This is a genomic window from Listeria booriae, from assembly GCF_000766865.1.
GTDB lineage: Bacteria > Bacillota > Bacilli > Lactobacillales > Listeriaceae > Listeria_A > Listeria_A booriae.
On sequence record NZ_JNFA01000024.1, the window covers coordinates 187,523 to 202,157 of the forward strand.

Annotated in this window: 10 protein-coding genes; 7 read left to right on the forward strand and 3 right to left on the reverse strand. The window is 44.0% G+C overall.

The genetic code is table 11. The features are described 5' to 3' along the window. Positions 1-6 precede the first annotated feature (6 nt). Positions 7-984, reverse strand: coding sequence for an LCP family glycopolymer transferase (locus tag EP57_RS10585; protein WP_036086572.1), 978 nt, complete (start codon positions 982-984; stop codon positions 7-9). A gap of 393 nt (positions 985-1,377) precedes the next feature. Here EP57_RS10585 and EP57_RS10590 point away from each other — a divergent pair, with 393 nt between their 5' ends. From EP57_RS10590 to EP57_RS10600, 3 genes are all read left to right on the forward strand, one after another. Further along, the gene (locus EP57_RS10590; RefSeq protein WP_036086573.1) at positions 1,378-4,488 is read left to right on the forward strand and encodes an alpha-mannosidase; all 3,111 of its coding nucleotides are present in this window, start codon (positions 1,378-1,380) and stop codon (positions 4,486-4,488) included. Positions 4,489-4,680: 192 nt separating this feature from the next. After that, positions 4,681-6,990, forward strand: a complete 2,310-nt coding sequence (locus EP57_RS10595) for a 5'-nucleotidase C-terminal domain-containing protein (RefSeq protein WP_036086574.1) — start codon at positions 4,681-4,683, stop codon at positions 6,988-6,990. Between the two features lie 91 nt (positions 6,991-7,081). Then, a complete protein-coding gene (locus tag EP57_RS10600) occupies positions 7,082-8,158 on the forward strand; it encodes a GntR family transcriptional regulator (protein WP_036086575.1) in 1,077 nt (358 codons plus the stop codon). Positions 8,159-8,224: 66 nt separating this feature from the next. Here the strand turns inward: EP57_RS10600 and rnjA are convergent, their stop codons facing one another. Together rnjA and EP57_RS10610 are read right to left on the reverse strand one after the other, a co-directional pair. Continuing rightward, a complete protein-coding gene (rnjA, locus tag EP57_RS10605; RefSeq protein WP_036086576.1) occupies positions 8,225-9,892 on the reverse strand; it encodes a ribonuclease J1 in 1,668 nt (555 codons plus the stop codon). A gap of 6 nt (positions 9,893-9,898) precedes the next feature. Next, positions 9,899-10,108, reverse strand: a complete 210-nt coding sequence (locus tag EP57_RS10610) for a DNA-dependent RNA polymerase subunit epsilon (RefSeq protein ID WP_036086579.1) — start codon at positions 10,106-10,108, stop codon at positions 9,899-9,901. A gap of 540 nt (positions 10,109-10,648) precedes the next feature. On the opposite strand from EP57_RS10610, the gene EP57_RS10615 reads away from it, so the two are divergent. The 4 genes from EP57_RS10615 (at position 10,649) to EP57_RS10625 (ending at position 14,325) form a co-directional block, all read left to right on the forward strand. Next, positions 10,649-11,419: a Cof-type HAD-IIB family hydrolase gene (locus EP57_RS10615; protein ID WP_036086581.1), complete on the forward strand. Its 771-nt coding sequence runs from the start codon at positions 10,649-10,651 to the stop codon at positions 11,417-11,419. A 228-nt stretch (positions 11,420-11,647) separates the two neighbouring features. Next, entirely contained in the window at positions 11,648-11,755 is a 108-nt protein-coding gene (locus tag EP57_RS16675; RefSeq protein ID WP_077916840.1) for a putative holin-like toxin, read from the forward strand. Positions 11,756-12,064: 309 nt separating this feature from the next. Beyond that, entirely contained in the window at positions 12,065-13,963 is a 1,899-nt protein-coding gene (locus tag EP57_RS10620) for an OPT family oligopeptide transporter (RefSeq protein ID WP_036086582.1), read from the forward strand. Positions 13,964-13,980: 17 nt separating this feature from the next. Then, positions 13,981-14,325, forward strand: coding sequence for a PqqD family protein (locus EP57_RS10625; protein ID WP_036086583.1), 345 nt, complete (start codon positions 13,981-13,983; stop codon positions 14,323-14,325). Positions 14,326-14,635: the final 310 nt, after the last annotated feature.

Consider the following 14,635-nt stretch of genomic DNA (forward strand, 5'->3'; position numbering starts at 1 on the left):
TGTCTGTTATTCGGTTGTTGTTGTGTCTGTTGATAAACCTAAATGATCGCGGAAAACTTTCGTTGCTGCGGCTTTGGATTTATCGTCTAGTTCGTAGTAATACAAGTTAAAGCCATAAGCTTCACTGTAGATAGAGACGCCTTCGCCTTCCATTTTCAGCGTTTCTACGTCATTGCGGACGCTTGCGTATTTCGTTGCAACTTCGAGAATGTCGTCCATGCTAAGGTTTGTTGTGAAGTTATCGCCGACTGCTTTCAATAATTTATTGAAATGTGTGATTGATGCGGTACCAGCAAGTTCATTACTGATTCCCATAATCACATCGCGTTGGCGGTCCTGACGACCAAAGTCGCCGCGTGGATCTTCATGACGAATACGGACGTACTGCAATGCTTCTTTTCCGGTTAAGTCGATTTTACCTTTGACGAATTTCTTGTTTACTTCTGTTAGGTTGATGTCGTTGGTAACGCGGACACCGCCTACAGCTGATACAAGGTCGCTGAAGCCCTTCATATTAATGGTAACGTAATAATCGATAGGAACGTTCATTAGCTTCTCAACGGCGCTCACTGTGCCTTCTGCGCCACCTTTTGAATAGCTTCCATTTATTTTCCCGATATCGCCATCGTCATACGTTACTTTCGTATCACGTGGTATACTGAGCATTTTCACGGAATTCTTCTCTTTATTAATTGTAGCTAGTATCATCGAATCGGAGCGGCCATTCTTTTCGCCGGCACGAGCATCGGTTCCGATAAGCAGAATAGAAAAAGAATGCCCATCCGTAAGCGTACTTGTGGAGGCTTTATCTTTGGAGAGCGGCACATGAATGTTATTTAATGTCTCTTGAATACCATTATAGTAATGAATTGCAAAGGCACCGACTGTAAAAACAATACCTAATAATACGACAAAAGAAACTTGGAACCAGCGCATGAGCCTGGACGGTTTCTTCTCGTACGGTTGAAAATCAATAGTATCCATAATTTGTCCTGTCTTTCTGTGTATTGACACGTCTTATTTTGGTAAATTAAAAATGCAAAATTGGCATAGAAATATCAATAGTGTGAGAATTAATACTTACTACTTATCGTATCATTCTAATGGGTAGAAATCAAATTAGAATTTCATGATAAAATGAAGAAGATTTGCCATGAAAAGTAATTATTTGGGATGCATAATTGGTATGGGTAAGTAATAATTCATACTTTTTGAAGGCGTGGCTGTTAAAATTTGTATGATTTTGGTGGGCAGGGGTTTGGTGTTTGGCCTGTGTTTTTTAGTGTCTTTTTCTTTAATTTGTCTATTTGACATATTTGATTTATATGATATATTTATTGGTATAAATGAAAGCGTTTAATTTTAGGAGGGGTATGGATGTTTTGGACGAAGGAAAAGGTGCAGAATCGGAATCGTGAGGTAGAGTTGTATCGCTATAACAAAGCGGAAGTCATTCGAGAGTTTGGTATATTGGAAGATTTGGCTGGTGAAATCGGAAGTCGGCCGGATAATTTGGTTTTTGAAGACACGATTGGTCTTGGAAGTGATTGGCGTGGCAGGGATCGGTATGTGTGGTTACGTGCGACTGTGACGTTACCGGAGAAGCAAGATGGGAAGCGGATTTTGGGATTCTTTGATTTTGGTAAAACGGGCGCGGGGAACAATTCTGGTTTTGAGTCGTTGTTATATGTGAATGGGGAGCCGTATCAAGGGGTGGATCAGAACCACAAGGAAGTATTTTTTGATGATGGGCTTGCTGGGGAGACGCTGGAATTGACGTTTCGACTTTGGTCGGGGCTTGAAGGCGGCGGGAAGGTGACGACGCAGGAGCATCGCTTGAATGAGGCGTTTATTGGTTATTTAGATGTGGCGATTGATGACTTGTATTATACGGCGTATGCGGCTGTGCAAACGTTGGATTATTTGGATGAGAATAGTACGGAGCGTCATGGCTTGCTGCAGGCGCTGGACCATAGTTTTCGGGTGATTGATTGGGCGAGACCGGGGAGTCAGACGCATTTGGATTCGCTGTATGTTGCGGGAAATTTGCTGAATGAGAAAATTGATGCGATGCCGAAAAATTTCGATGTGACGGTGACGTGTGTTGGGCATACGCATATTGATGTGGCTTGGCTATGGAGATTGAAGCATACGCGTGAGAAGTCGGCGCGTTCGTTTTCGACGGTGATGCGTTTGATGGAGCAGTATCCGAATTATGAGTTTTTGCAGTCTCAGCCGCAGTTATATGCGTACATTAAAGAGGACTATCCGGAAATTTATGCGAAAATGAAAGAGCGGATTGCGGACGGGCGTTGGGAAGCGGAAGGTGCGATGTGGCTGGAGGCGGATTGTAATATTCCTTCGGGCGAGTCGCTTGTACGGCAGATTTTGCAAGGAACGCGATTCTTTAAGGACGAGTTTGGCAAGGAGAGCAAGTTTTTATGGCTGCCGGATGTGTTTGGGTATAGCTGGGCGTTGCCGCAGATTTTGAAGAAGTCCGGGATTGAGACGTTTATGACGACGAAGATTAGTTGGAATCAGTTTAATCGGATGCCGCATGATACGTTTTGGTGGCGCGGGATAGATGGTTCAGAGATTTTGACACATTTTATTACGACGCCGGAAGTGCATGATATTTATTATACGTATAACGGGAATATTACGGCGCGAACGGTGAAGGGTGTTTGGAACAATTATCGGGACAAGAATTTGAACAATGAAATGCTGGTTTCGTACGGTTTTGGTGATGGTGGCGGTGGTCCGACGCGGGAAATGCTCGAGATGATTGCGCGTTTTGATAAGATGCCAGGCATGCCAAAAGTGGAGACGGGGCTCGCGGGGCCTTATTTTGAACGGTTGCATGAGCGGATTGAGAATACGGAGGATTATGTGCATACGTGGAATGGGGAGCTTTATTTTGAGTATCATCGCGGGACGTATACTTCGCAGGCGTATAACAAGAAGATGAACCGAAAATTAGAGCTGTTGTTGCGGGACGCGGAATGGTTCCAAGTGTTGCAAGGGCTAGCGAACGGAGACTTCGCGGCGTATCCGAGTGATTTGTTGCGTGAGAGTTGGCGCATTGTGTTGCGGAATCAGTTTCATGATATCATTCCGGGGTCTTCGATTCAGGAGGTGTACGAGGATTGTGTTGTGGAATACGAGGAGGCGGAGAATTTAGCGCTTGCGGCGTATGATGAGATGAGCGCGATGGATGAGACGGCGGCTGGTAGTGTGACATTGCTGAATAGTTCGATTTGGGAACGACCTCGTTTGGCGGAGATTGCGATTCCGACGGAGGATGATGTTGTTTGGAAGGATGGGACTGGACAGTTATTAGATGCGGAGAAAAACGAGGCTGGAAGCTGGCTTGTGGCTGTGGAACAGTTGCCTTCGATGGGAGCTGGGACGCTTGTTTATGAGGTGGCTGATGGTGCCGCGAATGAGGAGGAGAAACTTGCGGAGATTGGTGAGCAGTGTTTGGAGACGGCGCGTTATGTGTTGACTTGGAATGAGGCGGGGCAATGGACGCGGTTGTATGATAAACAGAATCAGCGAGAAGTACTGGCGAGCGGTGAACGAGGCAATGTGCTGCAAGTTTTTGAAGATAAGCCGATGAATTTTGATGCATGGGATATTGATATTTATTATCAGGAAAAAATGCGAGAAGTAACGGACTTGCAAGATGTGACAGTGGTGCACAATGGCAAGTTAAAAGTGACACTGGAAATGGTGTGGGTTTATGGTGATTCGGAAATTCGTCAGCGGATGCATTTGTATCGGGATAGTGCGCGGATTGATTTTGAAACGGAAGTGGATTGGCATGAGCAGCAGCAGTTATTGAAAGTGGCATTTCCTGTAGATGTGATGGCGACGGAAGCGACATATGATATTCAATATGGCAATGTGAAGCGTCCGACGCATTGGAATACGAGCTGGGATTATGCGCGTTTTGAAACGGTTGGACATCAGTGGGCGGATTTAAGTGAAACAGGATATGGTGTGAGTATTTTAAATAATTGTAAATATGGGCACGATATTAAGGATCATGTGATACGCTTGACATTGTTGAAATCAGCTACTTATCCGGATGTTACGCAAGATCAAGGCGAGCATCAGTTCACGTATGCGTTATTGCCGCATGTTGGTGATTTTGTGGCTGGGGATGTTGTGCAAGAGGCTTGGATGCTTAATAATCCACTTCGTGCGGCGTTGGGAGCACATGATAATCGTTCATTGTTACGGGCGAATAAGGAGCAAGTGCAAATTGACGCGGTGAAAAAGGCGGAAGATGACGATGCGGTTATTATTCGCTTACATGAGTTTACTGGTGGGCGTGGCGACATTGCGATTACGAGTGATTTTGAGCTTGTTTCATGGCAGGAATGCGATTTGATGGAGCGACCAGTAGGAGAATTAAAAACAGGTGATTTTGTATTTTCGGTAACACCGTATGAGGTAAAAACATTTAAAGTGATGATGAAATAAGATTTTAGATGCAGACGCTTACTTTTTTAGGTAGGCGTTTGTAAATTTTGTCGCATTGAAAATTTGGAGCGCTTTTGTTACAATGATGGGGTAAGTTTGAAAAACGCTTACAAGTGGGGCGGGACAATAAAATAATATACATAACAAAAGACGTGGACTGCTTTGCAAAAATCAAAGGGAGGCTTTTAAAAAGTGAAAAATGTCTACAAAAAAGGGTTGAAGGTAGTTTTAGCAGCAGGATTAACACTAGGGATTGGTACGACGGCGATTGGGAGTAATGGCTATACGGCGGATGCTGCGGTAGATTCGAATTTGGTGCCTGTACAGATTTTGGGTATTAATGATTTCCACGGGGCGCTGGATACGCCTTCTAGTTCACCGCTTGGTAAGATTGGTGGCGCGGATTATTTAGCGACGAATCTGAACAATACGGAAGCAAGCTTTTTAACGGCGAACGGATTGACGGATAATACGGCGGCGAATTCGATTCGTGTACAAGCTGGAGATATGGTGGGGGCTAGCCCTGCGGTGTCTGGTTTGCTGCAAGATGAGCCAACTATTAAGGTGCTAAATCGGATGAAATTCGAGATTGGGACGCTTGGGAATCACGAGTTTGATGAAGGTTTGGCGGAGTTTAAGCGTATTTTAGATGGTGGCGATACGACTGATTTTAATGAAATCACGCAGAACTACGATCATGAGGCATCAGATATGTCGATTGTGGTGGGGAATGTGGTGAAGAAGTCGGATGGCACGATTCCTTATGGTTTTAAACCATACGAAATTAAGAATATGGGTGGCGTTGATGTAGGCTTTATCGGCGTCGTGACGACGGAGATTCCTTCTTTAGTTTTGGCGAATCATATTCAAGATTATAATTTCTTGGATGAGGCGGAAACGATTGCGAAATATTCTGCGGAGCTACAAGCCAAAGGCGTGAAGGCGATTGTTGTGCTTTCTCACGTGCCTGCTTTGACTCCTGGAAATCCGACGAATGGGGAAGGCAGTGTGTCTGGTGCTGCGGTTGACATGATGAATAAAGTGAACCAAATCGCGCCGGATAATAGTGTGGACCTTGTTTTGGCGGGACATAATCACCAATATACGAACGGCAAAGTTGGGAATACACGCATTGTACAAAGTTATAATAATGGGAAAGCGTATTCGAATGTGACGGGTGTGCTGAATAAAACGACGAAAGATTTTGAAGCAACGCCGAGTGCAGAGATTAAATATAATTTACAAGATGTGACGCCGGATGCTGGGGTTCGTTCGGTAATCGATGAGGCGTATGCGCTTGTGAATCCAGTGATTAGTAAACCGATTGGTCAAATGGATAGTGCGGTTATGACGCGTGATACGAATGCGGATAATGAGTCACCACTTGGCAATTTAATTACGGATGGTCAACGCGAAATGGCGAAAAAAGCAGGGATTGCTGTGGATTTTGCGATGACGAATAATGGTGGTATTCGTGCGGACTTGGTTGGTACAGCGGCGAATGGGTCTTACGCAGTGACGTGGGGCGCGGCGCAAGCGGTACAGCCTTTTGGCAACATTTTGCAAGTGGTAGAATTGACTGGCGCGGATATTGTGGAAGCGCTGAATCAGCAATATGATGAGTCTGAGAAGTACTTTTTACAAGTATCGGGCTTGACGTATACGTATACGAAGAATGATGCGGGTGAGAAGCGTGTGGTGGATGTGAAGAAAGAGGATGGCACGAAGCTGGATGAATCAGCGACTTATCGTGTGGTAATTAATGACTTCTTGTTTGGTGGCGGAGATTCGTTCTCGGCGTTCACGAAAGGTAAGCAAGTCGATGTTATTGATCCGGATACCGATACATTTATCAACTATATTCAATCTCAAACGAAGCTTGTAACGCCTGAATTAGGCCGCAAAGTATTCAAAACAGAAGTGGAGATTGCGAAGGAAAAAGAAGACGCGGCTATTCAAGCAATTACGGACAACACGACATTCCAATCGTATAAAGAAAAAGACGCTATCTTTAAAGGGAAAACGGTTCCTGGTGCGACGGTATCTATTCATACGCTAGCCGTGAAGATGGCGAAGGCTGCGCCGATTGTGGCGGATGCGGATGGTAATTTCGAAGTGGATATGAGCAGTGAGAACTTGAAGGAAGGCGATACGTTTGATGTGACGGTGACGGACGCGGATGGCTACAGTAAGGCGTTTACGGTAGCTGTGATGGCGGCTGATCCGGTTGATAACGGTGGCGGGGAAGAAGAGGTGCCTGGGGACAATAATGGTGGAACAACGACGCCAGACCCGGATGGTAATAATGGTGGTACGACTACGCCTCCTGTGACGCCTCCAGCGACGACTGATAATGGAAGCAAGACGCCTTCTGCTATTGTTCCTGTGAAGGATGACGGGGCATTGCCGCAGACTGGTGATGAGACGCAAACGGGTGCCATTTTCGGTGGACTTGTATTGATTGGTGCGGCGGTTTATTATTTAAGACGCAAAGCTGCATAATTTCGGGATGGTCGGGCGTGCGGAGCTGGTACGCCCGATCGTTTTTAGTATATAATGGAGTCATGATGAGATTTCTGGAAGGTATGATGGCATGAAAAATGGGACGAAACCGATGTATCAGCAAATAAGTGATGATTTGAAACGGCAAATTGCGACGGGGGAACTTGCTGTGGGCGCTAAGTTGCCGACGGAGATGGAGCTGACGAAGGTCTATAAGGTAAGCCGAATTACGACGAAGCGCGCGGTGGAAATTTTGGCGGAGGATGGGTTGATTATTCGCAGACCGGGACGGGGTTCGTTTGTTTTGGGTGAGTCACAGAAGTACGAACGGAAGCAGACGGCGATGTTTGGTGCTGTTGTTGCTGGGATTGCGGCGCCATTTGGGCAGTGTTTGATTGAGACGTTGAGCGAGGAAGTTTGGGAACGGGAAGGCTCGTTGTTATTGTTGCAATCGCATGGGAAGCCTGATTTGGAGGCGGATGCAATTTTGAAGTTGAAGCAGTTGGATGTAGATGGATTGCTGATTTGGCCTTCTGCTGGGGAGTACCTCGGGGCGGAGATTTTGCAGTTGATTGTGGATCGGTATCCGTTTGTTTTAATCGATCGCCAAGTTAAAGGTATGGAGACGAAGTCGGTTGGCACGAATAATGTGAAAATGACGAAGGAGGCGCTTGCGTATTTGTTTTCGCAGGGGCATCGGGATATTGGTTTTGTGTCGATGGAGCCAAGTTTTAATTCTTCGGTGGAGGAACGGCTGGAAGGGTTTATTGAGAGTCATGCGGATCAGGGCATTGCGATTCAGCGTGGGGCTTGGTTGGTGGATGCTAACACGGAATTGTTGCAGGAGCAGTTGGCGGATTTATTGCAGCGAAATCCTACATTGACGGCATTGTTTGTGACGGAATATGAATTGGCGGTTCGTGTTTGGGAGAGTTTACAGAGCTTGGGGTATCGTGTGCCTACAGATATTTCGCTCATATGCTTTGATTCGCCAGAGGAGCTTGCTGGTGGGGTTTGTTTTACGCATGTGAAGCAAGATGAGGTTGCGATTGCTAAAGAGGCTGTGGCGCTTTTAAAACGGGCTATTGAAGGGTACGCTAAACCGGAACGCGTGTTGTTAGATGGCGAACTTGTTTTAGGGGATACGGTAGTTGTTAGAAAACAATAAAAAGCATCAAATCGAAAGGACGAAAGCGTGAATGCTTTGCCTTAGGATTTGATGCTTTTTTGACGCCTAGACTTCCATGATGATTGGTAAGATCATTGGACGGCGTTTTGTTTTTTCGTAAAGGAATGGCTGAAGTGTGTCGGTAATTTCGTTTTTGATTTCAGACCATTGTGTGGCTTTGCCATCCATCACTTTGTTTAGGTGACGGCGCAGTAAGCCTTGTGCTTCATTGATGAGGTTGCCTGATTCGCGCATGTAGATGAAACCGCGGGAAATGATATCAGGGCCTGCCATTACTTTGTTTTTGTTCATGCTGATGGAAACAACAACGATAACGAGTCCTTCTTCGGACAAGACGCGACGATCGCGCAATACGATGTTTCCAATGTCGCCAATGCCGCTTCCGTCGATATACACGCTTGCTGCTTGGATTTTGCCTGCAACATGTGCGGAATCAGCGGTTAAAGCAAGGACATCACCGTTTTCCATAATGAAACTATTTTCTAATGGAACACCGCAATTATACGCGGATTGGGCGTGTAATTTTTGCATGCGGAATTCGCCGTGAATTGGCATGAAATATTTAGGCTTCATTAGGCGAAGCATTAGTTTTTGTTCTTGTTGACCACCGTGACCAGATGTGTGAATATTGTTTACTTTACCGTGGATAACTTCAGCGCCTGCTTGGTACAGCAAGTTGATTGTGCGGTTTACGCTGATTGTGTTTCCTGGAATCGGTGAAGAGGAGAAGACAACAGTGTCGCCTGGTTGGATTTGAATTTGGCGGTGAGTACCGTTAGCGATACGTGAAAGTGCCGCCATTGGCTCTCCTTGGCTACCTGTACAAAGAATTGTTACTTCGTTGGCTGCCAGTTTGTTCAGCTGACCCCATTCGATAAACGTGTCTTTTGGTGCTTGAATGTAACCAAGTTCAATACCGATCGCAATTGCTGAATCCATGCTACGACCGAAAACAGCGATTTTACGACCACTTTCGACAGCAGATTCCACGACTTGTTGTAAACGATAAATGTTGGACGCGAATGTTGCAAAAATAATCCGGCCGTCAACGTCGCGGAAAATATTTTTGATGCTTTCGCCAACAATGCGTTCACTCATTGTAAAATTCGGTACTTCGGCGTTTGTCGAGTCAGATAGCAAGCAAAGTACGCCTTCTTTTCCGATTTCCGCCATTTTTGTTAAGTTTGCTGGTTCGCCAACAGGTGTGAAGTCAAACTTGAAATCGCCTGTGTGGACAATGTTACCAGATGGTGTTTTGACAACAATCCCGTAAGAATCAGGGATACTATGTGTTGTCGCGAAGAATGAAATACTAGTTTTGCGGAATTTGAAAACATCATCTTCTTCAAATTCATAGATTTTTGTTTGGCGTAACAAGCCATGTTCTTCTAGTTTATTACGAATCAATGCTGCGGCTAATTTTCCAGCGTAAACTGGGATATTTAGTTCGCGAAGCAAGTAAGGAACGCCACCGATATGATCCTCGTGACCATGGGTGATGAAAAGTCCTTTAATTTTTTCTTTGTTTTTAATAAGGTAGGTGTAATCAGGAATAACGTAATCAATGCCTAGTAGTTCGTCTTCTGGGAACTTAATACCAGCATCGATGAGGATTATTTCATCCTGAAATTGCACGCCATATGTGTTTTTTCCGATTTCGCCTAGACCACCGAGTGCGAAAACGGCTGTTTCATTATTTTTTACAAATTTCATAGCAGATTACTGCCCCCACAGTTGGAAATCTTCATTTTGTTTTTCGTATTGTAGGTGTGCTTCGCTAAGTTCCTCTATTAGTTCGATATGGAAGGGTTGGTCTTTAAGAATAACGCGAACTTCTGGCGCGCCACTTGCTTCCACATAAATCGATTTTGTCTTCTCTCTTACTGGTGTTTCCGTTTTTGTTTCTTGAAAATACACTTTAAAAATCATTTTTTTCTCTCCTTTATGTTTGGGTTAATATTCATTGTAAAAACAGCACTGCTCCTCATTTGCAGTCTATTTACATACAGTTTCATGGATAAAAAGGGTGACGACGCTAAAAAGGCAAAAAGAAACAATGGTAGCCATACGTATCGAGATTGCTAAGGTGGGCTACGAGTTTAGCTTATAACATGACATTCTGCGCATTTTCTCCCTACTACAATTGAATACCATTATTCTGCGCATTTTAAACAAAATGGGAAGAAAATGATTTCAATTTATGGCAGGTATAACGAGTCACTTCATTTTGAAAAAGAATCCGAACTTTTATCCTTGAGTTCTAATATACCATAAAAATCAATAAATGCTACTACAATATCTTAAAAAAGGGTAGAAAATACAAGAAGTACTTACAAAATTTATTTTTTAGGCGCAAACAATCGTCTTTTTCGTTCGAAGTTGCCCGTTTTTGTGTTTTTTTTGGTATACTGATGTGGAGAACTTTTTGGGTGTTGTTTCCCCGCAAATTTGGTTTTGAGGAGATTGGTCATGAAAAAAATTGTGTTTTTTGACGTGGACGGTACATTGGTGAACGAACAGAAAGAAATTCCAGATTCGGCAAGAAAAGCTGTGAAAGCTTTGCAAGACAAAGGTGTTTACGTAGCTATTGCATCTGGTCGCGCACCATTTTTATTAAAAGAGATATGTAAGGAACTAGCGATTAATTCTTATGTGAGCTTTAATGGACAATACGTGGTTTTTGAAGGGGAGATGGTTTTTGATAACCCGCTGCCACAGCAATCGATGGAGCGCTTGATTGAGCTTAGCGAGGAGTTGGATCACCCGCTTGTGTTTATGAATGAGGAGACGCTTCGCACGAATATTCCGGATCATCATAAAGTACATGAAGGGATGAATTCGCTAAAAGAAGGCTATCCTGAGCTCGATGCCGAGTTTTATAAAGACCGGACGCTATATCAATGTTTGCTTTTTGCAGACGAGAGTTATGATGCGTTTTACAAAGAAAATTTTCCAGAATACGGCTTCTTACGTTGGCATGATGTATCGATGGATGTAGCGCCGGCCAATGGGTCTAAAGCAGTAGGAATTCGCGAAATGCTAAAACGCCTCGACTTCAAAATTGAAGATGCGTATGCATTCGGAGATGGCTTAAATGATATCGAAATGTTACAAGAAGTCGGCACGGGGGTTGCGATGGGAAATGGTCGTGATGAAGTAAAAGCAGTGGCGGATTATGTGACCGATTCGGTGGATGACGACGGTCTGTTAAAGGGATTACAACATTTAGGATTATTATAAAAGAAACGGCGAGTCAACTCTGATTCGCCGTTTTTGTAGTGCCACTAGAGTTTCATGAATCGCAAGGAAATACATGTTGATAGAATAATTTTTATTTAAATAAACAGGCCTTTCAGATGGTATAATAGTCATGTGGAATAGAGAGGTGCATAAGATGGTGGCTTTTCGGATTGAAGGAGGTGGTGCTTATGTATGTAAGCAAACTAATCTGGAGAAAGGGAATGCCTGATGTCAGTCGCAGAAGCGCTAACAGTAGCTCTTGGCTTTGGTATGTTTGTTGTATCATTAGTCAAGTTAGTTATTGTTATCGTGGACACATCAAGACACGACAAATAAAACCCATCTAAACCATTCTCTGACCAGAGATTTAGATGGGTTTTAAACATTTGAATTGAAAAGTCGCCGTCTTTGCAACGGTCTATGTAACTCCACAAAGAGTGAGTCATGCGACAACATGACTCTCTTTTAATGATTATATTATAGCACGCAAAAAGGGAATGCTCAAGTATAATGTGAGACATAATGGCGCTCTTTATTCCAGATATCAATTGCGAAATGGAAAGAAGAGGCGTAAAATAGATAATGAATTTTTGCTTTAAAGGAGCAAAGATGATATAGACAAAAAATAAAAGGAGTAGTTACAAAATGAGCGATAATATGGGTGGCAAGAAGTTTCAGCCTTACATACCTGCCTCTAAATCATTGCCAGAATTGACCGTGACAGCAATTGTTCTTGGTATTATTCTTTCGATTTTGTTCGGTGCAGCGAATGCTTACTTGGGGCTTAAAGTAGGCTTGACTGTATCGGCGTCGATTCCGGCAGCGGTTATTTCGATGGGGATTTTGCGGGGGATTTTTAGGCGTGATTCTATTTTAGAAAACAACATTGTGCAGACGATGACGACTGCGGGGGAAGCGCTTGGTGCTGGTGCGGTGTTCACGATTCCGGCGCTGTTCATGATGGGTGTGGAAATCAAGCAGATCATGCTCGTGTTTATTGTCCTAACTGGGGGATTCCTAGGGGTATTCATGATGGTGCCGCTAAGAAGAATGTTGATTGTTAATGAGCATGAAACATTACCATATCCAGAAGGAACCGCATGTGCCGAAGTGCTAAAAACCGGTGAAAAAGGTGGCGGTGCGCAGGCGAAACTTGTTGTTTTTGGTTTTGCGATTGGCGGTGTTGTGAAGGTTCTTACAGATGGATTTAAATTGTTTAGAAGTGATGTGCAAACAGGTATTTATAATTTCCAAAATGCATTTGTTGGGACGCAAATTTATCCCGCGTTGCTAGGTGTTGGTTTCATTATCGGGCCAAAAATTGCAGGGCAGATGGTTGCCGGTGGTTTGATGGCTTCGCTTGTATTAATTCCGGCGATTGCGTTTTTCGGGGCGGGAAGTTCGGATATTATTTTCCCGGCGACGGAAGCTTTGAAAACACTGGACGCTAGTATGATTTGGGATAATTATATTCGTTATATTGGTGCGGGGGCGGTTGCTGCGGGTGGCTTGATTACACTTGCGAAAACGTTGCCGGCGATTTGGCAGACGCTTCGTAGTACGATGGTAGGCTTGAATAAGAGTAAAGGTTATAAAGCCGTGGAATTGGAACGTACGGATAAAGATATTCCGATGAAATGGGTTTTGATTGGGATTGCTGTTTTGATTGTGGTGATTGCCTTTGATCCATTTACGAACGTTGGGGTTATCGGAGCGCTTGCAATTGCAATCTTTGGCTTCTTATTTGTAACGGTTGCGTCACGGATTGTTGGGATCGTTGGTAGTTCTTCGTCGCCTGTTTCTGGGATGACGATTGCGACTCTTCTAATCGTGGCGATTGCGTATAAATCGTTTGGATACACAGGTACAGAAGGTATTATTTTAACATTGACGGTCGCTGCGATTGTTTGTACGGCGCTTGCTGTAGCCGGAGATATTTCCCAAGATTTAAAAACGGGGTATCTGGTTGGTGGAACGCCTTGGAAACAACAGGTGGCGATGATGATTGGTGTCATGGCGAGTGGTCTTGTGATGGGGTACATTTTGACATTGCTAGATAACGCGTATGGTATGGGCTCTGAAGCTTTGCCGGCACCGAAAGCAGCTTTGATGAAAATTTTGGCGGAAGGTATTTTGAATGGGAACTTGCCGTGGACGTTGATTTTCATTGGGGTGGCGATTGCTGTTGTGATTGAATTCTTAGGCATGAACTCGCTTGTTTTCGCGGTTGGGCTTTACTTGCCGCTAAATATTAGTGCGACAGTTATGTTCGGTGGATTCGTTCGCTTGATTGTTAACCAAGTGATTAAGCACAAAAAAGACAAGGAAAAAGCGGCGCGTATTGAGCGTGGGACATTGTTTGCCTCAGGACTTATTGCTGGGGAGTCGCTACTGGGAGTTATTATCGCGTTCATCATTTCGATTAACCCAAATATTATTCCGACAGAATACTTGCTGACGAATCAGTGGCTGCCATTCTTGGTGTTCTTGATTGTGTGTGCGCTACTTTACTTCTCGACAGTGCCACGTAAGCAAAAAGCGTAATTGAGGAGCTTTGAAAAATGAAGAAAAAAGAACGACGAAATATGTTGGAAGAGATTCCGAATTTGAAGGATAACCTAAAACTGGAAGTCGTAGAAAAAGAGAAGTTCTTGATTGTCCCGCGTTCGGCTTGGCTTGAACGCGTGGCTATCAAGGTTTTGAAACAACCAGCGATACGGCGAATTAAACTTGATGAACATGGCTACTTTATTTTGACGCAAATGGACGGGAAAACAACGATTCCTGAGATGGAAGAACGGTTTTCGCGGACGTTTGGGAATGAAGACGGTATGAGTTTGGCAAGGCTTGTGCGTTTTTTGCAAGTGATGGATTCGTATAGTTGGTTGAAGTGGGAAAGAGAATAAGAGGTGTAGTGGGGATCAGGATTTGGTCTCCACTATTTTTTTGGTGTAAAATATGGTATGATTTATAGGGATATCGACATGGAGAATCGCGAAATGATTTTTTTAATTACTAAGAATTTTTGGTTTGACACCGTACGTAGAACGCATGAAAAAGGAGGAGCGGGTGTATGAATAAGCCATTTCTTTGGGAGATGATAATTTTTATCGTCACTGTAGGCGTAGCGATAATTGTTTTTAATTTGATTGATGACTTGCCTTTGCTAGCCAGGTTTGGGATTAGTGTTGTGATGTTCCTCTGTATTTTTGAGAT